This window comes from Eubacterium sp. BIOML-A2 (assembly GCF_009680135.1).
GTDB lineage: Bacteria > Bacillota > Clostridia > Lachnospirales > Lachnospiraceae > Faecalicatena > Faecalicatena contortus_B.
On record NZ_WKZK01000021.1, the window covers coordinates 35086 to 59771 of the forward strand.

General features: G+C 48.0%; 18 protein-coding genes. 11 read left to right on the forward strand and 7 right to left on the reverse strand.

The annotated features are described in order from the left end of the window. Positions 1–345 precede the first annotated feature (345 nt). The 11 genes from GKG43_RS09585 (at position 346) to GKG43_RS22920 (ending at position 12567) form a co-directional block, all read left to right on the forward strand. Positions 346–1155: a C-type lectin domain-containing protein gene (locus GKG43_RS09585; protein ID WP_055154402.1), complete on the forward strand. Its 810-nt coding sequence runs from the start codon at positions 346–348 to the stop codon at positions 1153–1155. 160 nt (positions 1156–1315) lie between these two features. Beyond that, positions 1316–1882 (forward strand): FHA domain-containing protein, encoded by a 567-nt coding sequence (locus GKG43_RS09590; protein ID WP_055154401.1) that lies wholly within the window; start codon positions 1316–1318, stop codon positions 1880–1882. Positions 1883–2010: 128 nt separating this feature from the next. Further along, the gene (locus GKG43_RS09595; RefSeq protein ID WP_055154400.1) at positions 2011–4278 is read left to right on the forward strand and encodes a hydratase; all 2268 of its coding nucleotides are present in this window, start codon (positions 2011–2013) and stop codon (positions 4276–4278) included. Positions 4279–4956: 678 nt separating this feature from the next. Then, positions 4957–5469 (forward strand): sigma-70 family RNA polymerase sigma factor, encoded by a 513-nt coding sequence (locus tag GKG43_RS09600; protein ID WP_055154398.1) that lies wholly within the window; start codon positions 4957–4959, stop codon positions 5467–5469. A gap of 14 nt (positions 5470–5483) precedes the next feature. Then, the gene (locus GKG43_RS09605) at positions 5484–7604 is read left to right on the forward strand and encodes a beta-propeller domain-containing protein (RefSeq protein ID WP_083487130.1); all 2121 of its coding nucleotides are present in this window, start codon (positions 5484–5486) and stop codon (positions 7602–7604) included. Positions 7605–7682: 78 nt separating this feature from the next. Next, the gene (locus GKG43_RS09610) at positions 7683–8447 is read left to right on the forward strand and encodes a TatD family hydrolase (RefSeq protein WP_055154397.1); all 765 of its coding nucleotides are present in this window, start codon (positions 7683–7685) and stop codon (positions 8445–8447) included. Beyond that, entirely contained in the window at positions 8419–8793 is a 375-nt protein-coding gene (locus tag GKG43_RS09615) for a hypothetical protein (protein ID WP_174518413.1), read from the forward strand. Before GKG43_RS09610 ends, GKG43_RS09615 begins: the two co-directional genes overlap by 29 nt. A gap of 76 nt (positions 8794–8869) precedes the next feature. Then, a complete protein-coding gene (rsmA, locus tag GKG43_RS09620) occupies positions 8870–9745 on the forward strand; it encodes a 16S rRNA (adenine(1518)-N(6)/adenine(1519)-N(6))-dimethyltransferase RsmA (protein ID WP_055154395.1) in 876 nt (291 codons plus the stop codon). Between the two features lie 223 nt (positions 9746–9968). Further along, positions 9969–11348 carry a citrate/2-methylcitrate synthase gene (locus GKG43_RS09625; RefSeq protein WP_154253283.1) on the forward strand — a complete coding sequence of 460 codons (1380 nt, stop codon included), beginning with the start codon at positions 9969–9971 and terminating at the stop codon, positions 11346–11348. Positions 11349–11356: 8 nt separating this feature from the next. Beyond that, positions 11357–12283 (forward strand): alpha/beta hydrolase, encoded by a 927-nt coding sequence (locus GKG43_RS09630; protein ID WP_055154394.1) that lies wholly within the window; start codon positions 11357–11359, stop codon positions 12281–12283. 137 nt (positions 12284–12420) lie between these two features. Continuing rightward, positions 12421–12567, forward strand: coding sequence for a hypothetical protein (locus GKG43_RS22920; RefSeq protein ID WP_167702508.1), 147 nt, complete (start codon positions 12421–12423; stop codon positions 12565–12567). A 1314-nt stretch (positions 12568–13881) separates the two neighbouring features. On the opposite strand, the gene GKG43_RS09635 is transcribed toward GKG43_RS22920, so the two are convergent. From GKG43_RS09635 to GKG43_RS09665, 7 genes are all read right to left on the reverse strand, one after another. After that, positions 13882–15012 (reverse strand): DUF362 domain-containing protein, encoded by a 1131-nt coding sequence (locus GKG43_RS09635; RefSeq protein ID WP_129879036.1) that lies wholly within the window; start codon positions 15010–15012, stop codon positions 13882–13884. A gap of 639 nt (positions 15013–15651) precedes the next feature. Continuing rightward, positions 15652–17832 (reverse strand): serine hydrolase, encoded by a 2181-nt coding sequence (locus tag GKG43_RS09640; protein WP_129879037.1) that lies wholly within the window; start codon positions 17830–17832, stop codon positions 15652–15654. 75 nt (positions 17833–17907) lie between these two features. Then, entirely contained in the window at positions 17908–19014 is a 1107-nt protein-coding gene (locus tag GKG43_RS09645) for a prolyl oligopeptidase family serine peptidase (RefSeq protein ID WP_173020094.1), read from the reverse strand. A gap of 96 nt (positions 19015–19110) precedes the next feature. Continuing rightward, positions 19111–20610, reverse strand: a complete 1500-nt coding sequence (locus GKG43_RS09650) for a hypothetical protein (RefSeq protein WP_129879039.1) — start codon at positions 20608–20610, stop codon at positions 19111–19113. Positions 20611–20679: 69 nt separating this feature from the next. Beyond that, entirely contained in the window at positions 20680–22173 is a 1494-nt protein-coding gene (locus GKG43_RS09655) for a hypothetical protein (protein WP_129879040.1), read from the reverse strand. 129 nt (positions 22174–22302) lie between these two features. Beyond that, positions 22303–23820 (reverse strand): stalk domain-containing protein, encoded by a 1518-nt coding sequence (locus GKG43_RS09660; protein ID WP_129879041.1) that lies wholly within the window; start codon positions 23818–23820, stop codon positions 22303–22305. A 53-nt stretch (positions 23821–23873) separates the two neighbouring features. After that, positions 23874–24683 carry an alpha/beta hydrolase-fold protein gene (locus tag GKG43_RS09665; RefSeq protein ID WP_129879042.1) on the reverse strand — a complete coding sequence of 270 codons (810 nt, stop codon included), beginning with the start codon at positions 24681–24683 and terminating at the stop codon, positions 23874–23876. Positions 24684–24686: the final 3 nt, after the last annotated feature.

Genomic DNA, 24686 nt, shown 5'->3' on the forward strand with positions numbered 1-24686 from the left:
AAAGGACGCGCATACGCAGGATACGGATAGATTGTAGGAAGTTCTAGCAGGACAGAAGCCTTAGAATCAGAGGCTTCTGTCTTTTCTATACATTATTTTGCAGCTTGCTGCAAATCCGCCCTGCAGGGGCATGAAATACGGGGTGCTCTTTGGGTATACATTATTTTGCAGCGTGCTGCAAATCCGCCCCGCAGGGGCATGAAATACGGGGTGCCCTTTGGGTATACATTATTTTGCAGCGTGCTGCAAATCCGCCCCGCAGGGACATGAAATACGAGGTGCTCCTTGGGTATAAGTAACTATTGGGAAAATATTTCAGTATGAAGAAAAGGTAGGAGACAAAAGATGAAAAAGCCAAGACGCAACGGAAAGATACTGGCGATTGTCATTATCGGAGTTATCGTGGTATTTGCAGCGGGAATTGGGCTGGGGATTGTAACCAGAAAAAAGGTGCAGGACAGCCAGAAGGTAACTTCAAATGATGCCGCAGGGAAGGAGGAACAGGATAAGAATTCAGCGGCACAAAAGGGGGACGCTGTCAACACCGATAAGGATAATGGCACAAAGGATCCCGCAAATAATAATACGGGGGACAATGCAGGGGATCATGCCGGGGAAGGAACTGACAGCTCTAAGGACAATTCTCAGGATGGAAATGCTGCGGATCAAAACGCAAGCACCTATGATGCTTCTGCTCCTGCCGATGATACGGCTATCCACAGATACGAGTATATAAAAAGCGACTGCACCTGGACAGAGGCGTTTCAGGACTGCTTAAACAGGGGCGGTTATCTTGCCAGAATTAACAGTTCAGAAGAATATGAGTACATACGGAAAGAAATCAGCAAGGCAGGGATGACCAATATCTTTTTCCGGATTGGGGGAAGAAGAGACGGCAATTCCGAAGATTATTATTGGGTGAATGAGAATAATAAGCTGTTTGGGGAGAAGTTGAATTCTGAGGACAGCTGGTGTTCTGACGAATGGAAAAGCGGGGAGCCAAGTTTCCAGGACGGCAGCCTGGAAGAGCAGTATATGGATTTATTTTTCTTTGACGGCGAAAAGCGGTTTGTATGGAATGATGTGCCGGACGATATGCTGGCGGCAGAATCGTCATATTCCGGTTTCCTGGGGTATATCTGCGAATATGAATAGAATTCGGGATGGCAAGAACGGTTAATTTATTTCGTTTCTGTGAATATCCAAAGATAATTTGTTAAGTAAATTTCAGGCTCAGGCGATAAAAAATGGCGGATTGGGTTGCCTGTAAGGGAAAAATATAGTACTATAAACTCTTGAAGGAGTGGATATACATATGATGTACTGGATTATTCTGATAGTTTTAGCTGCTTTGATAGCTGTCACTATAATTGTTACCATAGTGACCATAGTAAAAGAGAGAAAAGAATATAGGCATTATGAGCTTGATGAGGCTTACGGCGGAGAAAGTGATGATTATGACGACGATGATTACGATGACAGGCCCCCGGTGAGAAAGAAAAAACAGTCTGCCGGACATCCGCCGAAGACGCCAGCAGCGGGTGCGGGCAAAAAAAGGCGCTGGAAGATCATTCTGGAGGATCCGGATACGGGAGAGCGTTACAGCTTCGTTTTCTATGACAGTATCGGGATTGGAAGAACGACGAAGGATGTTGCTTTTGAGGAATTTCTTTCCCTGCCCGGTGACAGGAAGATTTCCAAGGTTCACTGCGCGATTGTGAGGAGCAAAGATAAGCTGTTTCTCAGGGATGAAGGTTCTAAGAACCATACGTTCCTGAATGGCAAGAAAGTTCAGAAACCGATCGTGATTCAGAAAGAAGATATTATATCAATGGGAGAAACTGATCTTGAGGTAGTGAAGATTCTCCGGGAAACCAATTAGGTTTAAAAGGGCGGTGCCATCGGCGGCATCGCTCTTTTTTGCCGCTTCCGTTATTTACATCCATTCTTTAACATGCTAAAATGATTAACAGTAACGAGTAAAATCAAGTATGTTTAGGAGGAGCGAACATGATAAAGCTATACGATAATGGTGTCTATTTGCTGAACGGCACTGAAATAGTTGAAGATACAGGCAGTGTTACTGTCCCGGTTTCAAAAGACGAAGCAGCTCAGAATACGATGGCTTACGGCATTTTGAAAGAGCATAACACATCATCTGACATGGAACATCTTCAGATTAAGTTTGATAAACTGACTTCCCACGATATCACATTTGTAGGTATTATCCAGACGGCGAGGGCTTCAGGACTTGAGAAGTTCCCGATCCCTTATGTGCTGACGAACTGCCACAACAGCCTGTGTGCTGTTGGCGGAACGATCAACGAGGATGACCATATGTTTGGACTGACCTGTGCAAAGAAATACGGCGGAGTCTATGTACCGCCTCATCAGGCAGTCATTCATCAGTATGCACGTGAGATGCTGGCAGGCGGCGGTAAGATGATCCTTGGATCAGACAGCCATACCCGCTACGGAGCCCTCGGGACGATGGCTATGGGAGAGGGCGGTCCGGAGCTTGTAAAACAGCTTCTGAACAAGACCTATGATATTAAGATGCCGGGAGTCATTGGGATTTACCTGGATGGCGAGCCGATGAAGGGCGTTGGCCCTCAGGATGTGGCGCTGGCAATTATAGGCGCGACATTTGGAAATGGCTATGTTAACAATAAAGTGATGGAATTCGTCGGACCGGGAGTCAGCAAGCTGAGCGCAGACTTCAGAATCGGTATTGACGTTATGACAACGGAGACAACCTGTCTGTCCTCCATCTGGAAAACAGACGATAAGATCCGTGAATTCTATGAGATCCACGGCAGAGCCGGGGATTACAAGGAGCTGAACCCTGGCGCAGCGGCATATTATGACGGTATGGTTTATGTGAACTTAAGCGAGATCAAGCCGATGATCGCCATGCCGTTCCATCCCAGCAATGTGTACACAATCGATGAACTGAACGCCAACCTGAAGGATATTCTGCACGATGTGGAGCAGAAGGCCCTTGTAAGCCTGGACGGTGCAGTAGACTATACGCTCCAGGATAAGGTGATTGACGGTAAATTATATGTAGAGCAGGGAATTATCGCAGGATGTGCGGGCGGCGGATTTGAAAATATCTGTGCGGCTGCAGACATTATCAAAGGCAGAAACATCGGAAATGATGAATTTACATTCAGCGTCTATCCCGCAAGTACTCCGATCTACATGGAACTTGTTAAAAACGGGGCGGTTGCAGACTTAATGGCAGCAGGAACCATCGTAAAGACAGCCTTCTGCGGCCCATGCTTCGGAGCGGGAGATACGCCGGCCAATAATGCATTCTCCATCCGCCACTCTACCAGAAACTTCCCGAACCGGGAGGGCTCCAAGCTTCAGAGCGGTCAGATTGCCTCCGTGGCGCTTATGGACGCGCGTTCCATTGCTGCAACAGCTGCCAATAAGGGCTTCCTGACACCGGCCACTGCACTGGATGTAGAATATACAGGACAGAAATATCATTTTGACAAGAGCATATATGAGAACCGGGTATTCGACAGCAAAGGTGAGGCGGACCCGGATGTTGAGATCAAGTTCGGCCCGAACATCAAGGACTGGCCGGCGATGTCAGCCTTACCGCAGAACTTGGTCATAAAGATCGTTTCCGAGATCCATGACCCGGTAACCACGACAGACGAGCTGATCCCATCGGGCGAGACATCTTCCTACCGTTCCAATCCGCTGGGCCTTGCTGAGTTTACACTGTCCAGAAAAGACCCTGCATACGTAGCCCGCGCCAAAGAAGTACAGGCAGCCCAGAAGGCAATCGAGGCAGGCACATGCCCGCTGGACGTTCTCGAGGAGCTGAAACCGGTGATGGCAAAGATCCAGGAATCCTACCCCTCAGCAGGCGAAGGAAACCTGGGTGTAGGAAGCGCCATATTTGCAGTAAAACCAGGAGACGGTTCTGCCCGCGAGCAGGCGGCATCCTGCCAGAAAGTATTGGGTGGCTGGGCAAACATTGCGAATGAGTATGCCACAAAGCGCTACCGTTCCAACCTGATCAACTGGGGAATGCTCCCGCTTCTGACCAAAGAAAATCACGAGTCCCTGCCATTTGGGAACGGAGATTACATCTTCATCCCTGATGTCAGAAAAGCCGTAGAAGAAAAACAAGACACCATAAAAGCATACGTAGTAGGCGACAGCCTCAAAGAAACAGAATTCCGCCTGGGAGAACTCACAGACGCAGAACGCGAAATCATCCTAAAAGGCTGCCTCATCAACTACTATAAAGGATAAGGAGAGGGAGCGGATGGGGTGCTGCTGGTGGCAGGGGGACGCTGTCTGGAATCGTGGCAGGGGTCTTTTGGATACGGGTTTCGAGGATAACTGCCGCTAATCAAAATGGAAGCCAACATGATGAACACCGACGACAAACACGAGAATGCAGGATGCATTCTCGCTGAGTCGTCTTTCCAACAGGACTGGAAGTCCTGTTGGAAGTTCATATGTTGGCTTCCATTTTGATGAAGCGGCAGTAATCCCCGAAAGACGCATCCAAAAGACCCCTGCCACGATTCCAGACAGCTGTTGCATCCGGCCGGCAGTAAAAACTCCGCTCCTCCCGGAGGCGGTCCTTAAACGGGAGCTGCGGATTTGTAACGGCGGCACGTAAAAATCCTGTCTGGTGATGGCTTAAATACTTGCTTCTTCCAGGCTAATACGTATAACCAACTCAATCCGCCGCCACCGTAAGAATCCCCTCAATGGAAATACAATCCCTGCCGTCCGGAACTCCCGCTCCCCACAGGCGTCCCCCTTTCGTTCACCGCCCGCAGCAAAAAAAACATTTCCAATGCAACAAACCATGGTTTATGATACTCTTATATGTATGAACGGAATATAAATTCATTTCGTTCTCATTCATGAATGTTTATGACTGCTCCTGCGATGCGGAGCAGGAGAGGAGGGGTGCAGATGTATGATTATGAGAGCTGTTCGGAACTGATCTTGATCAGGAAGGCCCGCAGAGGTGATGTGAAAGCTTTCTCTGAACTGTATGCGAGAATTTATGTGGATCTGTATAAATTTTCACTTTATATGCTGAAACATCCGCAGGATGCGGAGGATGCGGTCAGCGAGGCTGTGATAGCTGCCTATGAGAATATTGGGAGCCTGAGGAAAGAGGAGTCTTTCCGGAGCTGGATTTTTAAGATTTTGAGTAACCGGTGCAGGAAAAAGTTAAGGGATACGGGGCGCACAGAAGAGTTGGAAGCGGAGATGCCGGCGACAGAGAGGGATTATGCAGGCGCTCATGATGTGCGTGAAGCATTCCGGATATTGAATGAAGACGAGAGGATGATTGTGGCATTTTCCGTGTTTGGCGGGTATCAGAGCGACGAGATCGGCGGCATGATGGAGATGAACCCGGCCACAGTCCGCTCGAAGAAGACGCGGGCGCTGGATAAGATGCGCCGTGTGCTGCAGTAGAAAGGGGTGTAGATATGAGTTTGGATGGGAAAGATTTAAAAGGGAAGAATGGGAGAGAGAATCCGGAGGGAAACAAAACAGAAGAACAGAAGACCGATGAGCATAGAATAGAAGAACGGGTGGAAAAACAGGCTGTGGAGGAGCAGATCCGGGAGATGGCAGATGATGTGGAGATCCCCGAATCTTTGAAACCGGAGAATATAGAAAAGATGCTGACTGAAAAAGGCGGGAAGAAACCTTTCCGGTGGAAGGCAGCGTATAGTGCGGTGGCTGCAGCTGCCTGCTGTGTGATCGTAGTGGGGATTGCCGCTTTCGGCGGCCTTGGGGGACATAAAGATACGTCAAATACTGAGAGTACTTCTGCCGCCGATGCGGGAGGAACGAATGAAGCGAAGGCGGATACGGAGTCCTCGGGCACGACCGATACGGTTATAGCTTCCGCCGGGGACTATGATGAAATTTATAAATATATCGAGGCGGAGAAGGAGAGCCAGGAGGAGCTCCAGAAGCAGTATAGCGTGGACAGTGCCGCCGACGGCAGTGCATCGAATTTCGCACGCACGGAATCTGCCGAGAGCAAAGCCGATACATCTGCGGCGGGGGCTGCCGACAGCGGTGCGTCCTATTCGGATACAAATATCAGGGAAGAGGGCGTTGAGGAAGGGGATATCGTTAAGACGGACGGTAAAAACCTTTATATTCTGAATGGGCAGAAGGTGCAGATTGTCAACATTGAGGATAAAGAGATGAAGGAGATGGCATCCATCAGACTGGAGGATGACCAGTACATCTCTGAGATCTATATAAAAGGCGATAAACTGCTTATTGTGTACACGAAGACCGAGTACAATGACGGCAACGAGGGATATGACGGTACTTACAAGCAGTACACTGTGGCGGAGACATATGATGTGAGCAACCCGGAGAAGCCCAAATCTGTGGGAAAGATTACACAGAGCGGCAGCTTTTATACGGTACGTGTAACGGGAGACTATGTATACCTGTTCAGCAATTTTAACGCCGAGGTGTCGGCTGCAAGGAATGATATTGATTTATACATTCCCCAGGTGCAGGGAAAGGCCATTGACAGCGGAAGCATTCTGCTGCCACAGTATGTGCGGGGAAACCAGTATACCGTGATCTCTGCTTTTTCTCTGAAGGATCCCGGCAGGAAGCTGGACAGCAAAGCAGTATTCGGAAGTTCCGGGCTTGTGTATGTTAGCGGAAGCAGCATCTATGTCTGTGAGTCTTATTACAATTCCGAGGAGTCCGATGTAACACAGACATGTATCCGTAAGGTGGCTTATAAGGACGGTACTCTGGAGGCAGTGGGACAGACGCGGATCGATGGCACATTAAACGATTCGTTCAGTATTGATGAGTATGAGGGAAATCTGCGGCTGGTAACTACGGTCAGCCCTACAGGCGGTGCAAGTCCGTTTCCGATCGTAACGTTTGGAGAGTCCCCGTTTTCTTCCAAATCCACAAAGAAAGACAGCAATTCACTCTATGTCCTGGATGAAAAATTGAATGAACTGGGAAAAATTGAAGGGCTAGCAGAAGATGAGCAGGTATATTCGGCGAGGTTTATGGGCAGCACGGGATATTTTGTGACATTTAAGCAGGTTGATCCGCTGTTTTCTGTAGATTTGTCCGATCCGGAGAAGCCGGAGGTGATCGGGGCCCTGAAGATCCCGGGATTCTCGGATTATCTTCATCCATATGGTGAAGGGCTGCTGCTCGGGATCGGGATGGATGTGGATGAGACAGGAACCACTACGGAGGGCGTGAAGCTATCCATGTTTGATATCTCGGATCCGTCCGATGTGAAGGAGATCGAGAAGTATGTGATGGAGGATTGTTACTCAACAAACGTTTCTTACAACTACAAAGCGGCTCTGATCAATACGGACAGGAATCTGATCGGATTTGCTGCATACGGACAGAGTCAGAAGTATTACTTGTTCTCCTACGACAAGGAAAAAGGGTTCCAGTGTATTTTTGAACGGGAACTGAGTGGATATTCGGAAGGACGGGGATTGTTCAGCAAAGATACTTTCTATCTTGTGGCTGGCAATACAGTAGAATCTTTCCGGATGGATACATTTGAAAAGGTGGATGATATTGTGCTATAATCGTGGAAGCGATTGGGGCCGGACCCTCTTATGCAGGGTCCGGTTTTTATATGATATAATGTACCAGGGAGGTCACCTATGATTTTTGATACACATGCACATTATGATGATGAACAGTTTGATGAGGACAGGGATGCGCTTTTATGTTCCATGCAGGAGGGCGGCGTTGGGACGATTGTTAATGCAGGTTCCGATGTGGCGTCCTGGGAGGATGTCAGGGCACTGACTGCAAGATATCCTTTCATATACGGGGCGGCAGGAGTGCACCCCGATGATGTGGGGGAACTGAATGAAGAGAACTTTATGAGGCTCCGGGCGGTTCTCCGGGAAGAAAAGATGGTTGCTGTAGGAGAGATCGGGCTGGACTATTACTGGGACAATGAGAGCCATGAGGTTCAGAAGACATGGTTTATCCGCCAGCTGGAACTGGCCCGGGAGCTGGAAATGCCGGTCATTATCCATAGTCGGGAAGCGGCTGCGGATACGCTTCAGATTATGAAGGAACATGCCAGGGGACTTAAGGGAGTGATCCACTGTTTTTCTTATTCGGCTGAGATGGCAAGGGAATACGTGAAGATGGGGTTCTTCATTGGCGTGGGGGGCGTTGTCACATTTAAGAATTCCAGAAAACTAAAGGAAGTGGTGGAGGAGACTCCGCTGGAATACCTGCTGCTTGAGACGGATTGTCCGTATCTTGCACCGGTTCCGAACAGGGGCAAACGAAATTCTTCTTTAAACCTGGTCTATGTGGCGGAGCAGATCGCAGAACTGAAGCAGCTATCTTATGACGAGGTGGTAGAACAGACGGAAAAAAATGCCAGAAGGTTTTACAACTTACTGTAGATGGCATGGTCATACATGGGACTCCGGAAGATGGGCGAGAAGACATAGAACTTTGCTGGCCGCCGCGGCTCCATGCTGGACACAGCGTCCGGGATTTCCTTATGGGCTGACAAGAGAAGCGGTGGATGAGATCATCTGCCAGATCAAGACGGACCGGGCACAGTATGCGGAGGAGTTCAGCCAACAGTTGTTTGCCAGCCCGCACAGCGCATGTATTATCGACTGGTTCCGGCAGATCGCGATGTCGGCTTCGTCTATCGGCACGATTGAATGTGCGCTGTCTCTGCGGGATGAGGACGGCCGGGACGGTTACTCTGCTAATCCGACAGGAAGAGAAAGTTTTTGATAATCGTTGCCGGTCATGGGAAAGTATATTATACTGTTTAGAGGAAAAGTTCAACAACATGAACGAGGAGGAGCTTATGAAGGAGCCGACACTAGGCAGCCCGCAGAATACAATTGCTGTTTTACAAAAATATAACTTTGCTTTTCAGAAAAAGTTCGGACAGAATTTTTTGATAGATACGCATGTGCTGGATAAGATTATCCGCTCGGCAGAGATCACGCCGGAAGATATGGTGCTGGAGATCGGTCCGGGAATCGGAACCATGACGCAGTATCTTGCGTGTGCGGCAGGAAAAGTGATTGCGGTGGAGATTGATAAGGCGCTGATCCCTATCCTGGAGGAAACCCTCAATGGCTTTGACAATGTGACCGTGCTCAATGAGGATATACTGAAGGTGGATATTGCAGAGCTGGCAGAGCGTGAGAACGGTGGACGCCCGATTAAGGTGGTTGCAAATCTGCCGTACTACATTACAACACCAATCATTATGGGGTTATTTGAGAAGCATGTGCCCGTAAAGAGCATTACAGTCATGGTGCAGAAGGAAGTGGCCGAGCGTATGCAGGTAGGACCGGGGACAAAGGACTACGGCGCCCTGTCGCTGGCAGTGCAGTATTATGCAAAGCCTTATATCGTGGCAAATGTACCGCCGAACTGTTTTATGCCGAGACCAAAGGTAGGCTCCGCCGTGATCCGGCTGGAGCGGTACGGGGAACCGCCGGTATGGGTGGAGGATGAGAAGCTGATGTTTCGGATTATCCGTGCATCCTTTAACCAGAGGAGAAAAACACTTGCAAACGGCATGAAAAATTCTCCCGAGCTGGATTACACAAAAGAACAGATCGAAGCGGCGATAGAAAGCCTCGGAAAAGGGGCCGGTGTGCGGGGGGAAGTGCTGAACCTGGAAGAATTCGCGGCGCTTACGAATTCGCTGATCAGGGAAAGTAATTAGAATGCTGCGGATCAGGGTTGCAAATGACGGTGAGACCGGTATCTGGCAGGGCAGTGCCCGCCGGTGCCGGTCTCCCAAAGTTCAACAGGACACACATGTCTGTATCACACTCTTTTTAGGCAGTTCATAAATATTTAATAGACATTTCATTGTATAAAACCCACTTTTTTAGTATAATAGAGGGATCAGACAAGTGAATATTTAAGAGGAAGGGAGAGGTTTTATGGCAAGAATACCTAAAGACATTGATAACATCTTTTTTGAAAACACCCCGAAGATTGAAGAGTTAGCCCGGATTTGTGAGGACAACAATGCAATTGAGAAAGAACTTTACACACAGTACGAGGTGAAAAGAGGCCTCCGTGATGTAAATGGTAAAGGGGTACTGGCAGGCTTAACGAATATCTCCGATGTTTGCGCTACTAAGATCGTGGACGGAAAGGAAGTCCCTTGTGCAGGCAACCTCTATTACCGTGGTTACAACATCAAAGACCTTGTAAGAGGCTTTTTAGAAGCAAAGCATTCTGGATTTGAAGAGACTGCCTACCTGCTGTTATTTGGAAGTCTGCCGACAGAGGCGCAGCTGAATGAATTTCAGGCAATGATCGCGGAGAGAAGAATGCTTCCTCCGAATTTTGTAAGGGACGTTATTATGAAGGCGCCGAGCAAGGACATGATGAACATGATTTCCCGGTGCATACTGAATTTGTATACGTACGATAAGAAAGCGGACGATACATCCATACCGAATGTACTCCGCCAGTGCCTGAATCTGATCAGCCAGTTCCCGATGTTAATGGTTTACGGTTACCATGCATATAATTACCGAAGAGGCGAAGACCTTTATATCTATGCACCGTATCCGGAACTTTCAACAGCGGAGAACATTCTGATGATGCTGCGTGAGGACAGAAAGTATACCGAACTGGAGGCCAAGATCCTTGATATGGCCCTCGTGCTTCATATGGATCACGGCGGCGGTAATAACTCAACATTTACAACACATGTTGTTACATCTTCCGGAACGGATACTTACTCCACGATCGCTGCGGCGATGGCTTCCCTGAAGGGGCCGAAGCACGGCGGTGCGAACGTAAAGGTTACGCAGATGTTTGATGATATGAAACAGAATCTGACAGACTGGAATGACGATGATCAGATCCGCCAGTACCTGACAGACCTTCTGGACAAGAAAGCATTTGACCAAAAGGGTCTGATCTATGGAATGGGGCATGCAATTTACTCTGTTTCCGACCCAAGAGCTGACATTTTCAAGAAGTTTGTTAAGCAGCTGGCTACTGAAAAGGGCTATGATGCAGAGTATGCTCTTTATGAGAAGGTAGAACATATGGCGCCTGAGATTATCAGTGAGAAGCGTAAGATGTATAAGGGTGTTAACGCCAATGTTGACTTTTACAGCGGACTTGTTTACAGTATGCTGGATCTTCCGGCTGCACTGTATACTCCGATCTTTGCAGCAGCGCGTATCGTCGGCTGGAGTGCGCACAGACTGGAAGAGCTTAAGAACGTGGATAAGATTATCCGACCGGCGTATAAACCACTCGCGCCTCACCGTGATTACATAAAATTAGAGGACAGGTAGAGGATAAGATGAAAGATGAATTTTACTTCCCATCAAAAGATGGTAATACAGAGATCCATACAATTGAATGGAAGCCGGAAGGCGAAGTAAAAGCAGTTCTGCAGCTCAGCCATGGAATGGTTGAGTATATTAACCGTTATGATGAGTTTGCGGACTTCCTGTGCAGCAAGGGCTATTACGTGGTGGGCAATGATCATCTTGGCCACGGAAAGTCCATACAGGGAAAAACAGAATATGGCTATTTCAACGAGAAGTACGGCAATGCCTGTGTACTGGGGGACATGCATACGCTGCGTCAGAAGACTGCAGCGAAGTACCCCGGGGTTCCGTATTTCTTGTTGGGGCACAGTATGGGATCAGCCCTTGTGCGCCAGTATATCCAGATGTATGGCAATGGCCTGAATGGTGTGATTATCATTGGTGTGGTCGCGGATAAGAAACGGGTCACTTTGAAGACTGCCAAGAGGCTTTGTCGTATTATAGCTGCTTTCAAAGGATGGCATTACCGCAGTAAACTGATTGATAATCTGGCGATCGGAGGATACAACAAGGGCTATAAGCCGCCGAGAACCAGGGCGGACTGGGTAACAAGCGATACGAAGATGGCGGATGCATATGTGGCGGATCCTCTCTGCTCTTTTGTATTTACCGTAAATGCTTATTATCATATGTTCTGCGGTATGTTGAAGATGCAGAAGAAAGAGAGCATCTACATGATTCCTAAGACGCTTCCCATGATGATAGCCGCAGGATCAGAAGATCCGGTCGGAGATTTCGGCAAGGGCGTCAGAAAGATTTATGAGAAGTACAAGGCAGCAGGAATAAAGGATGTTACACTGCGCTTATATGCCGGAGACAGGCATGAACTGCTTAATGAGACTGACAGGAATCAGGTGTATGAAGATCTGTACGAGTGGCTGGAAAGTAAAATATAATTTTTCATTTTTTAGATATCATGAAAGTGTATTTCAGAAGAGTCGGAAATCATACCGGCTCTTTTTTCTTTTACAGCAAATGCATTAAGTGTGTATATGACTGTGTCTAGTGAACATACTAACTGTGAGGTGACGATATGGATAAGAAGAAACAGGAAGAAATCAATGGGCAGAAGAACAGAAATAAGTTCAACAGCGTTACGGAAAAGAAGAAACCGGAGAATCAAAACCAGGAACACAATGCCCGTAAAGAAGCCTTCGACGTGAAGATGAGACAGGTGTAGGCAAGGCCGGAGAAAAAGGAAAAGCAGAAGGCCCGGACAGTATCGGCTGTCCGGGCCTCTGGTTGTTTTTATAGTTATCTAAAGGAATGAGAGTAAAGTGCGACATCCTGGGTTGCCCCAAGATGTCTTTACTTTATGAGGGGGGAGATAGTTGTTTATCAACTATCTGACTTTAGTATAAAAGAAAAATGTGTCCAAAGTATGTTATAAATATTAAAGAAATCGAAAAAATATTATGAAATTCTTAAATGAATCGGGGGATAGTGACGAGATTTAGTCTGGGTGCGGATGGGGGGACGCCAAGCGGACTGTAAGCGGCAAGCCCTCCGGCCTGTATGGTCGGTTTAAAATCCTGACCGCTTAACGAAGAAGCTCTAAGAGACCCGGAGGCACCCGGAAGGGCACATCCGGCATGCGCTGAAAAAATTGATATTTTTTCAGCACAGGCCGGATTGAAAATTGATTTCGGAGAATCAATTTTCATCCCTTCCGGATGCCTCCGGCTCTCTAAGAGCTTCTAATCGTCCGCTATAAGGCGTTTTAAACCGACCATACAGGTCGTAGGGCTTGCCGCTTACAGTCCGCTTGGCTGGTTCATCCGACCGGTAGGCAAAGACTCGTTCCTAAGGTGGAGCCCGAGACGGGGGAGGCGGATGGAATTGGCTATGCGTATCATGCATCTTGATTAAATGGATTTTAAGGCTTTTATGTATGGGAGCTTTGGGACTGTTTTTGAAAAAATAATATTTATTTAGTAACGATTATCGTGTGTAACTCCATATTTTTTTTATTCATGAACCATACAATTTTTTAAATCCAGTATATTTACGGGTAACAAGGCGATCTAACACTTACACTTATATAAACGAATCACCAATTCTGTTCCATCCGTTGCTACCGTACGAGGGACCGTCTGGGGAATGAGCTCTTAACTACCGTTTGGATGCAACAGCGAATGACGAGGTGAGTCCGGGAGCTGGCGGGGCAATGTCTGCTGGTGAAAAGTCCATAAAGCGAGCGATTAGAAGCTGTTGAAGAAAACGGAACGGGAAGGGAGGGCAGAATTTGCCTTACCAGGCAAATTCTGATGCCGCCTGCGGCGCGAATGCATCGGCATTCGGGCCAAATGCGGCATGTACCTCCCTTCCCGTTCCGTTTTCTTCTACAGCTTCTTCGCGAAGTGTCAGGACATTTCACCAGCAGACATTGCCCCGCCAGCTCCCGGACTCACCTCGTCATTCGTGTCCGCCATCCGTCAATGAGTCTAAAGCTCGTTAACTAACTCCCGATATAGTCCGCAGCTCTTCTATCCCCCTAAAGCTCAATCAAATCATACTTACGTGTCCCAAGCCCAATCTTCTCTGCATGTTCCAGACAGACACGCCACTCGGATTCCGGCGTAGAATTCTTGAAATGGTCATGATGATCCACGAAATCCGGGCTTTCCATATTATGCGCAAGCTGGCTTCCTGGAATTGGCGCTGCCTTTAGGCAGGCATCTGCACACGCCTGGTCCAATGCAAGAGGGTCAAAAGAAGCAAACATTCCAATATTCGGCAATATCGCCACATCGTTCTCTCCATGGCAGTCACAGTTCGGTGAAACATCCACCACCAGGGAGATATGGAAATTCGGCCGCCCATCCACAACCGCTTTCGTATACTCAGCCATCCGGCAGTTTAGCTCACTCACCGCCGATCCATTTGTGAATTCGATCGCATCAAAATTACACGCTCCGATACATCTCCCACATCCAACGCAATGCTCTGTATCCACATGCATCTTATTCGCAGCCTTATCGAACACCAGTCCATTGTTAGCGCACTGCGCCTGGCAGCAGCCGCATCCTCTGCAGGCTTCTGCATCTATATGCGGCTTCCCGTTATAATGCTGGTCCTTCTTCCCGGCACGAGAGCCACACCCCATGCCAATATTCTTAATTGTCCCGCCAAACCCTGTCAGTTCATGCCCTTTAAAATGCGTCAGGCTGATAAATATATCCGCATCCATAATGGCGCGCCCAATCTTAGCTTCTTTTATGTACTCGCCTCCCCTGACAGGCACATCGACATCATCCGTCCCCTTCAGCCCATCTCCTATCATAATCGGGCACCCGACGGTCATAGGAGTAAATCCGTTTTCCCAGGCACAGTAAAGATGCTCCAGGGCATTCTTGCGGCTGCCCGGATACAGAGTATTGCAATCCGTCAGAAAGGGTTTGCCGCCGAATTCTCTTACAACATCCGCCACTGCTTTTGCATAGTTAGGGCGGAGATAACTGATATTACCCATCTCGCCAAAATGCATCTTAATGGCGACGAATTTCTCCTCCATATCCAGATCTTGAACTCCTGCTTTTTTAATCAGCTTTTTCAACTTCGCAGGCAGGCCGTCTCCGAATGCTACTGTGTGAAAATCGGTAAAATATACTTTTGCTTTTTCCATATCTGTCTTCCTTCCTAAAAATAAAAGTCTGAGTAGTGGAGACTTTTTCCAACTCATAGATTTATTATATCTTTAATGACCGGAAAGGTAAATCCTAATTTTACTAACGAAAGACAGCATCAAAGCATCTATACAAAAGAGCCGCCCTTGATCATGATCGGACGGCCGTGTGTATAGGTTTGGCATTTTATTCACTTTTTTCATTCTGAATGTTAATCAATTGCATAACTTCCCCCAAACGACTCAATACGCCGCCCCCGTTAAAGATCCCCTCCCCAGTTGACACTCTTTCCTGCCGGTTGGATGCGCCAGCTCCATGAAGGGATAGCTGAAAGCCTCCCGGAGAACATCCATGTCCTTTCAAAAGCGCTCAAAGCGGACCTTAGAAATTCTTGGTGGGAAACAGCCCGGAAAATGGAGAAATTTTTGGATTCCGAATCCAGAAAGCAGCTGACCCAGCGCGAGAAATCATCGGATTTCTCGTGATGTGTCAGTGGTGCTCCATTTTCAGGGCTGTTTCCCGCCTAGAATTTCTTAGATCCGCGGCCGCGTTTTTGAAAGAACATGGATGTTCTCCGGGAGGTTTTCGGCTATCCCTTTATGGAGCGCCCCTCATCCCCCCGCCAAGTCTAAAGCGTGTCACCTCCCCTCCATCCCCTCATATGCAAGATCTCTGATTTTTGGATGTATCTCATGATAAGCTTTTGGATACCCAACAACATGCTGTGCATAGAAGATACTGACCTTATTCACCGTATCAATCAGCACATATGCTCCTGCCGCCCCATCCCAGCCAAACTCACCGACCGGTGATTTTGACATTCTGCCATCCACAAGTACTCTTACCCCCAGGCCGTATTCGTATCCGGCCTTGCCGCACATGGCAAAATCCCGGCTCATCTGCCCGGTTGTATATGGCACCGTGAACATCTTTACGGATTCTTTTGAGAGAATTCTGGCCCCATTTGCCCCTTCTCCTCCATTGCACAGTGCATCGATAAATATGCTGTACGCATCCACCGTTCCGGCGAGGCCGGCCCCGCCGCTTTCATAATTGGCTGTGATCTGGAACCCTTCTGACAAGGCCCCGTTATCCGGCACGATCTCATCCGTGCCAAAAACCCCCATATGCAGTGCGCAGACCCGGTCTGCCTGGCTCCGCTCCTGGCTCTTATGAAAATAGAGATCCTGTATGCCAAGAGGTTCAAAAATATTTTCTTTCAAGTAGTCTGAGTACTTCTGGCCTGTGATAACCTCGACTACCGCAGCCAGAACATCATGCCCGAGCCCGTAGGAATATCTGGCGGCAGGTTCATAAACAAGCGGCATCTTCGCGATCTCAGCAATGACTTCTCTTGTGGAAGCCTGATTGCGGCTCTTTTCCCGGACCGCCGTTATTTCTTCTGAATCGGTATCATAGGACAGCCCCGCTGTCATCGTCATAAGGTCTATAATTCGTATGGGATTGTGGGCGTAGTGGCATGGGTCTGATGACTTCGGCCATCTTATGGGAAACTCAAACTGAAACTCATCTGCCACTTTCATAATCCCGTATTCCGGAAGATACTTTCTTACTTCGTCATACAGCCCCAGGTTCCCCCGTTCGATCTGCTGCATCACGGCTGTCATCGTAATCAGCTTGGTAGCCGAAAAAAATCTGAAAAATGTCTGTTCCGTTATCGGCTTATTCTTTTCATAATCCGCATGTCCCACCATATGGCGGTAAATGACTTCATGGCCTTTTGTAATCTTACAGTCTGCTGCCGGAATGCCATATTCTTTATTCAATGAATCCATATATTCTGTCAGCTTATCAAAATTCATTTTTTTAAGCTCCCTCTTATATTTTATCGTACTCTTTCTTTCGATCAAGCTTACCGGAAAGACAAAACGCCTGCTGCCTGCCTGTTCCTCAATTTCCTTCATAAGCTGGACTGCAGCAGCCGTTCCCATTTCTGCAATAGGCTGTGCAACAGAGCTTATCTGGAGCAGTTTGGATATTTCCAGACCATCGTAGGAAATGACCGGCATCTGATCCAGTATCCCTGTTTCCTGTACCTCAGGGCTGCAGATAATACTCGAGGCCAGCGCATCACTGGTTACAAATAATCCATCCATATTCCGGTGCTTCTCAAAACCGCGTAAAAACTCTGCTGCTGCCGCGCCTTCATCATTTCGGCGCTCGGAAGCCAGGATATGCCCCGGTTCTTTCCCCAGTCTTCTGCACTCCTCAAAAAATCCGGTATTCCTGTCGTTCATAGGCATATATTTTGGAATATGATCTCCAAAGAGGACCGGATGCGAACAGCCTGATTCAATTAATACTCTGGCCGCCAGCGTTCCCCCCTGATAGTTATCTGACATCACTGTGGAAAAGCCCTCAATCTCTCTGTCTATGCTGACGATCGGCATCGTGGTTTTCCCTGCATATATTCGGGTGTCTCCCAGCCTGCTGCAAAGGATAATCCCGTCTACCTTATTTCCCTCCAGCATGGATACCATCTCGATTTCCCGGTCTTCATTCTCGTCGGAGCGGCAGAGCATTAACTTATAGCCATTTGCATGGCATGTCTCTTCTACCGCTTCGGCCAGTCTGCCAAAGAACTCATACTGAATTGACGGCACAATCAGGCCGATTATATTGCTTTTTTTCTTTTGCAGCGCCCTGGCCATTTCATTTGGCAGGTAATTCAGCTCCTTCATGGACTCATAAACCTTTTTCCGCGTTTTCTCGCTGATTGGCCCTTTATTGTTGATTATTCTCGAAACCGTTGCTATAGAGACCTCTGCATGTTTCGCCACATCTTTGATTGTCGGCATCTTGTCAATCCCCTTTTTCCTTCTTTTATCCACATTCCTGTTACGATTCACGGCCTATGGGCCGCGCATAGTAACTCATTCCTTTACATGTGAAATCATCCAGTCCAGAATCCCATTTTCGTTGTGCAGGGTAAGGATCCAGCTGTTATGATTTTCTGCATCCAATTCTTTATCATTAATCCCTTCCGTGCTGCCAATTCCGTACTTTTCCAGTTCTTCCGGAAGATACATGGTATACTTCACATCCGTCCTGCCCTCGCCCCAAAGCTTGTTGCAGGCATTTAAGATGTATGCATGCCGGCCATGCTGATGATCCATATAAGCCGTTGAGATCCATACGGGCACCTTAGGCCAGTGCAGCAGCTGGGGATAGCTCTCCCCATTCATGCTCGGACAAATCGGCAGCGCTGCCGCAAACAGATCCGGAGCCGTGGAAACGGCATTGATCGTTCCGCCTCCGCCCATGCTCATGCCAATGACATAGACTCTTTTTGCGTCTACTTTTCCTTCCTCTATCATCCGGCGTATGATATCTGTGACCTTTCCCAGATAGTCCCGGTTCCAGCCTCTCTCTCCCTTGAGCGCAAACGGGGTCATTCCCATCTCCACACGGAATGGGTTGCCTCTTTTTCTCATGACTTCAAAGTTCTCCTGCATGGTCAGGGAACCCGCTGGCGCCTGGGGAGCCATAATATACATATCCGGCCACTTCTCGGCCAGCCTCAGGGCGCCCAGCGTCCCCGTCATCTGGAGCACATTGTCTTCCCCGCATTCACCCCCGCCGTGGAGAAACAGCACCAGGGGTCTTGCCGCAGCCGCCTCCGGTTCATATAGCCTGTAGATAACGCCGTTTTCCTTCCTGGCAGTAAATGTGTCTAAATCCTTTACGACTACTTCATCAATGTTATCTTTTGTAACCTCTATGTCTTCCCCGCCGATCTTACCAGTGATTCTAAAATCATACCTGTATAAAAACGGATCAAACGCAGCCACAACACAGCCCTCGGTTTGTTCCACAGATAATACGCCTTTGGAAAGGGCTTTTCCGCTCAAATCACAGAAATGTCCTTCTATATCAACCGATACATGACTCATAATTATTTCATTATCGGTGATAAACTTTATGTTGTCAACAGCCTGACCATAATCTCCTATATGCACATATGCAATGATTTTTTTCATATTCATCTCCATTCCGCCGCCTTTGGCCGGCGGCACAAATCTTGTCTCTTTTCACCTCTGCCAAATAGATAGTGTACCAGGCAAAAGCATAAACGCTTACAAAAGGTCACCGTAATTGCACGGAACCATTTCTCCCTTAAACAGATCCTTCATGATATCCGCCATAAACGCCGACAGATCCGCAAAATGGTCTGTGATGTATGTAACCCCATTACAGCTTGAGACCTGAAGGCCGTAGAAATATTTAGCAAACCATTCGATGGATACCAGCAGCTCGTTATCCCGGTGCAGTGCCTCACAGTACATACATCTGACCGTATCATCAATAACGCACCCAATGCTTCCCCTTGCAAACTGCAGCCTTCTTCCGTCTTTCAGGATCAGGACAACCGATGCCGCATGATCCTCCGCCTCATAGTCCGCCTCAAATACCTCCGCGATAAACGACAGTGGAACACAAAGGTAGGATCCTCTGACAATCTGTTCTCCGTTCAGTCCATGGTACTTCAGCTTATCCCATTGGACCGCTTTGGTCTTCAACTCCATCACCTGGTTTTTAAACCAGGCTTTGTCATATCCTCCTGCCACGGCGATCCCGAATTCATCGCCTGTTCTTGGAAGTTTACTTTCCTCATGGGTGATAGTTCCGTCTGGATTCCTCCTGGTACCGGAGAAAAGATAATCCCAATACAAAAATGCTTCATCCAGAGTCTGTCCATGGTCCCTGTTCTTAATATCCAGGTAAACCAGGTCTGCCTTGCTGCCTTTATAAAATGCAAAATTATTTTCTCCGATTATCCGGATCTGTGGGATCAGTCCGCAGTCATTCAGCTTCATCCAGTAGATCCTGTTCATCCTATTGACCGTATATTCATCGTATTCTTTTCCAGGAGGGAGGCCATTCTTTTCAGGTCTTGACTGCCAGACTGCAAGATGTCCCGCCCTGTTGATAATCTTCCCGTCCCGGTCAAAGATGTTCCTGAGCTCGCAGGGACCGCCTGACCCCGCCGCGCCTGCCAGGATATCGCCGTACTGCCTTGCAAACTGCCCGGTCATGATATTGCCCATGGACATGCCCTGCATAAAGATTCTGCCCTCATCAATACTGTACTTTTCCTTCATCCTGTCGATCAGCGCAAGAATCATATTCATATCATGATTTTTCTCAATATCCTTGGGCGGCTGCACGATCGGAAGATCCGGTGCTGCTGCAGGATCAAAATCATCGAATACTCCGTAATTTGCCCACATTCTTTTTTCATGGGCATTGGGGAAAAGACAGATAAATCCCTCCCTGTCCGCCACCAATGTCCATGAGGTATAGACCGCATGGCCCCATCCCGTCATAAGGCCGCCATGCAGCCCGATGATAAGCGGAACCTTTTTGGATGGATCATAGCTTTCCGGAACATATTCATACCAGACATCTTCCACCCCGTCTATGACTGCCTCTTTGAATTCCTGAAGTCTTTTCGGATACACGATCGAATTGTTGCCGTTTTCATTGACAACAATATCTGTATTTCTTATTTTTTCCGGCAGGTATTCCCGGTTATCATCATCCGGTGTTCCCTGCAGAATTCTGATATCTGCCATATTGCTTTTCCTTTCACATGGGGTTTTGGGGAAAGTATAGCTTTTATTTCACGCTCCCTCCCCTTCCCTTTAATCAATCACAATCTGCTCTTTCACGCCGCGCAGGAGATTGCGGATAAGATCCGCCATATTCACGCCTAATTCTGCGTGATGATCCGTGACATAAAGGACATCACCGCATTTTGATGCACACATATTCATGATAAAACGTGCAAACCACTCCAGTGAAACACACAATTCTCCATCCCGGTGCAGGGCCTCGCAGTACATACATCTGATCTCATTGTCAATCACACATCCAATGCTGCCTCTTGCAAACTGCAGCACTCTTTTATCTTCCAGATACAGATAGGCAATTGCCCCGTCCGCTTCATATTTATATTCCGCGCCAAACGCCTGTGCGATCAAAGAAACCGGAACACAGAGGTACTCTCCCCTGACCTTCTGGCCTCCGTTCAGGCCATGGTATTTTAACTTCTGCCATTTTACTGCCGACGTTTTCATTTCGACTCTCTGGTTGCTAACCCATGCTGTCCTGCAGCCTTCTGCAACAGCTATGGCAAATGCATCTCCGGTCCGAGGAATTCTGGATCCTTCATCCACAATCGTTCCGTCTGCTTTTCTTCTAAGCCCTGAAAAATAGTAGTCCCACACAATCGCGGCCTCATCCAATGTCTGTCCATGGTCTCGGTTTTTAATTTCAAAAAATACCGTGTCTGCCTTATCCCCTTTATAAAAAGCGAAAGCATCCTCGCCAATAATACTGATTTCGGGGTCCTGGCGGCAGCCATTTACTTCATTCCAATACACTCTTGTGTATTTATAAATCGTCTGGTCATCAAATTCGCACCAAGGCGGGCACCCATTTGTTTCTGGGATGGAGGTCCACATCCCCACCGGACCGGCCTCATTTTTTATCTTCCCATCCTCATACAGAAGGCGTGGGTTCGGTGTGCCCCCTCCGGCCCCGGATGCCGCTGTCAGTAGGTTTCCATAATATCTGGCAAACTGGGAGGTAAACATATTTCCATTGGACATGCCCTGCATAAAAATCCGCTCTTCATCAATATTGTATTTCTCCTTGAGATATTCCAGTAAGGCAAATACCATTTTTATATCCGGGTTGTTCTCATTATCCGACAGATTTTGTTTGATATCATCGGGCATTTGTTCATCCACCCTCCGCTCAACCTCCGTAGCCTCCATGGTCCATAATCTTCTTGTATGGGCATTTGGAAATACCACGATAATATTGTCTCTGTCCGCCACCATTGTCCACGATGTATAGACCGCCTGCCCCCAGCCTGTCATCAGGCCTCCATGCATGGCAAGTACCAGGGGCGTCTTCCTGGACGGATCGTAGCACTGTGGGACATATTCATACCATTCGTCTTCCGTTTCATTGCCCATAATCCCATGGAATTCCTGAAGGTTCTTTGGATAGGGCTGTGAATTGTTTCCGTTTTCATTCACAACGATGTCCGAGCCTTTGATCGCCTCCGGCAGATATTCCCTGTTGTCATCATCCGGCGTACCGGGCAGTATTTTTATTTTATTCTCCATTTTTCTCCCTCCTGTGGATTATCTGTTACGCATCCAGCTCATCTAAATTCGCCAGCGGCGAAGAGCTGGATGCCTGCAGTTACCATGTTTTCGTACGGTCTGCGCTGACCTGTCTGAACTGTTACTCTGTTACAGCATATCGTCATAATAATCAGGTACAATCGTATCCATCAGTAAATCTTTTATCAGATCCGCCATGTTTGCCGACAGCTTATTGGAATGATCCGTCACATATACCACCTCTTCGCAGGCTGACACATGCATATTGCAGATATATTCTGAAAACCACTCCACAGAGACGTAAAGCTCCCCGCTTCTGTGCAGTGCCTCGCAGTACATCTGCACCAGGGAATTGTCCATGACACATCCGATGCTTCCCCTTGCAAACTGCAGTTTCTTTCCGTCTGACATAGTCATTCCTGCCGTCAGATTATCTTCTGCATATCCAAGTTCAGCGCCGAAAGCTTCTGCCAGAAATGAAAGGGGAACCATGACATACTCCCCTCTGATTTTCTGTCCGCCTTCCAGTCCGTGATATTTCATTTTCTGCCATTTCAGCGCCGGGCCGTGCATGTTTTGAATGCGGTTTTGAAACCACACCTTCGAACTGCCGGGAGTAACAGAGAAAGCAAAGACATCGCCGCGCCTCTCCCTGACGGGCTGCGTACATACGATGGTGCCGTCTTTTTCTCTTCTGATTCCGGAAAAGAAGTAATCCCAGATCAGCGCCGCATCATCAAATGTCTGCCCATGATCCCGGTTTTTAATGTCATAATATACCACATCTGCGTGCTTTCCTTTATAAAATGCCAGGTTATTTTCTCCCTGGATTGTAATCTCCGGAATCAGGCTGCTTTCATTGATCCGCATCCAGTACAGCCGGTTATATTTATGTACTTTCTTCTCAATCTCCCTTCCGGGGGGAATTGCATTGAGTTCCGGCCTAGACTGCCAAACGGCAAGCGGACCGCCCTGGTTGATTATCTTCCCGTCCTTATTATAAAGAAGAGACAAAAATGCGGCTGCTCCGGAGCCGGCGGCGCCAGCCAGAAGATTCCCGAAATTTCTTGCAAACAGTCCCGTCATCATATTTCCCATGGACATTCCCTGCATAAATATTCTGCCCTCATCGATGTGATAGGTCTTCTTCATCAGCTCTATGATCCCCTTCGCAAGCTTGATATCATGGTTCTCTGCTACATCTTCGGGACAGGACAGCACCCCTTGGGGTTCCCCTTCCATTGATCCGGGGGTGGGTTTTTCGGGGTCAATTTCCCATGTTCCCCACTGGACCTGCCAGAACCTGTTATAACTTGCATTCGGGAAAACGACGATAAATCCATCCCTGTCGGCAGCCATTGTCCAAGATGTGTAGACGGCCTGCCCCCACCCGGTCATCATGCCTCCGTGCATGGACATGACCAAAGGTGTCTTTTGCAGTGGGTTGTAGCTGTCCGGCACATAGACATACCACTCGTCTTCGATCCCGTCCGCTATCACGCCATGAAATTCCCTAAGTTTTTTGGGATACGGCTGCGAGTTGTTTCCGTTCTCGTTCACCACAATATCCGTCCCCTTCAGTTTTTCCGGAAGGTACTCTCTGTTGTCATCATCCGGCGTTCCCGGTCTTAAATACATCTCTCCCATATTCTCCTCCTTGTGAACAGTTCAGACAGTTCCAAACTGTTACTCTCCTTATCCTATTCCGCATCCCGCTGAAAAGTATCCCTGATGTCCAGCCAGTCCAGGAACTTTTTGACATGGCGGTTGCAGTACTCCCAATTATGCGCCCCATGGTCAATCGTCCTCTCGAATCTAAGCCCCATTGCCTCATATTTATCCATAAATGCAACGTTGTCTTCATAGTGCGTATCCTCTACCCCCGTAGCCATGTATCCCCTGGGGAGTTTTTTCCCTGCATCCAGCTGTTTCTTAAGCATATAGACTACATCGTCTTCTGTCCCCAGTGTGTTGGCAGCATCTCCGAAGGCCGAGGCAAACATATAAAAATCGTCTTCCCTGTCCTCCTTTTCCGGAAGTATTTCCGGTACATTTTTAATTCCTGAAAACAGTCCGAATGCAGCAAACTTCTCCGGATCCCGTAGCATCCATTTGAGAGTACCATAACCGCCCATGGAAAATCCCGCTATATAGTTTTCCTTCGGATCCTCGGACAGGGGAAATAAATGTCTTACCACTCTCGGTGTTTCAATGGAAAGCTGTGTAAAATACTTGAAATCTCCATGTTTTGTATCCATATAACCTGAACAGTATGTGCCGCTGCATACCACTGCGACTCCTGCCTCCGCCGCATATAATTCCAGGGCCGTGTATCTCTGCCAGTCCGTATAGTCAAAGCCGCCGCCTGACTGAAGCCACAGCACCGGATAACGGTATCCCTTCGGCCTGTCCGCCAGGGAATGCCCCCATGTATTTTCCGGGATAATTACGTTCACTCCTACCGTCATAAGCAGTGCCTCCGAAAAATAATGCAATCTGAAATTCGCCATTTT

Bases quoted from the DNA above. Each gene is read 5' to 3' on its own strand.
- GKG43_RS09665 (WP_129879042.1), bottom strand. From the start codon at position 24,683: ATGGCGAATTTCAGATTGCATTATTTTTCGGAGGCACTGCTTATGACG.
- GKG43_RS09640 (WP_129879037.1), bottom strand. From the start codon at position 17,832: ATGCCGACAATCAAAGATGTGGCGAAACATGCAGAGGTCTCTATAGCA.
- GKG43_RS09585 (WP_055154402.1), top strand. From the start codon at position 346: ATGAAAAAGCCAAGACGCAACGGAAAGATACTGGCGATTGTCATTATC.
- GKG43_RS09655 (WP_129879040.1), bottom strand. From the start codon at position 22,173: ATGGAGAATAAAATAAAAATACTGCCCGGTACGCCGGATGATGACAAC.
- GKG43_RS09660 (WP_129879041.1), bottom strand. From the start codon at position 23,820: ATGGGAGAGATGTATTTAAGACCGGGAACGCCGGATGATGACAACAGA.
- GKG43_RS09615 (WP_174518413.1), top strand. From the start codon at position 8,419: ATGCCAGAAGGTTTTACAACTTACTGTAGATGGCATGGTCATACATGG.
- GKG43_RS09635 (WP_129879036.1), bottom strand. From the start codon at position 15,012: ATGGAAAAAGCAAAAGTATATTTTACCGATTTTCACACAGTAGCATTC.
- GKG43_RS09590 (WP_055154401.1), top strand. From the start codon at position 1,316: ATGATGTACTGGATTATTCTGATAGTTTTAGCTGCTTTGATAGCTGTC.
- GKG43_RS09605 (WP_083487130.1), top strand. From the start codon at position 5,484: ATGAGTTTGGATGGGAAAGATTTAAAAGGGAAGAATGGGAGAGAGAAT.
- GKG43_RS09650 (WP_129879039.1), bottom strand. From the start codon at position 20,610: ATGGCAGATATCAGAATTCTGCAGGGAACACCGGATGATGATAACCGG.
- GKG43_RS22920 (WP_167702508.1), top strand. From the start codon at position 12,421: ATGGATAAGAAGAAACAGGAAGAAATCAATGGGCAGAAGAACAGAAAT.
- GKG43_RS09610 (WP_055154397.1), top strand. From the start codon at position 7,683: ATGATTTTTGATACACATGCACATTATGATGATGAACAGTTTGATGAG.
- GKG43_RS09595 (WP_055154400.1), top strand. From the start codon at position 2,011: ATGATAAAGCTATACGATAATGGTGTCTATTTGCTGAACGGCACTGAA.
- GKG43_RS09600 (WP_055154398.1), top strand. From the start codon at position 4,957: ATGTATGATTATGAGAGCTGTTCGGAACTGATCTTGATCAGGAAGGCC.
- GKG43_RS09625 (WP_154253283.1), top strand. From the start codon at position 9,969: ATGGCAAGAATACCTAAAGACATTGATAACATCTTTTTTGAAAACACC.
- GKG43_RS09645 (WP_173020094.1), bottom strand. From the start codon at position 19,014: ATGAAAAAAATCATTGCATATGTGCATATAGGAGATTATGGTCAGGCT.
- GKG43_RS09630 (WP_055154394.1), top strand. From the start codon at position 11,357: ATGAAAGATGAATTTTACTTCCCATCAAAAGATGGTAATACAGAGATC.
- rsmA (WP_055154395.1), top strand. From the start codon at position 8,870: ATGAAGGAGCCGACACTAGGCAGCCCGCAGAATACAATTGCTGTTTTA.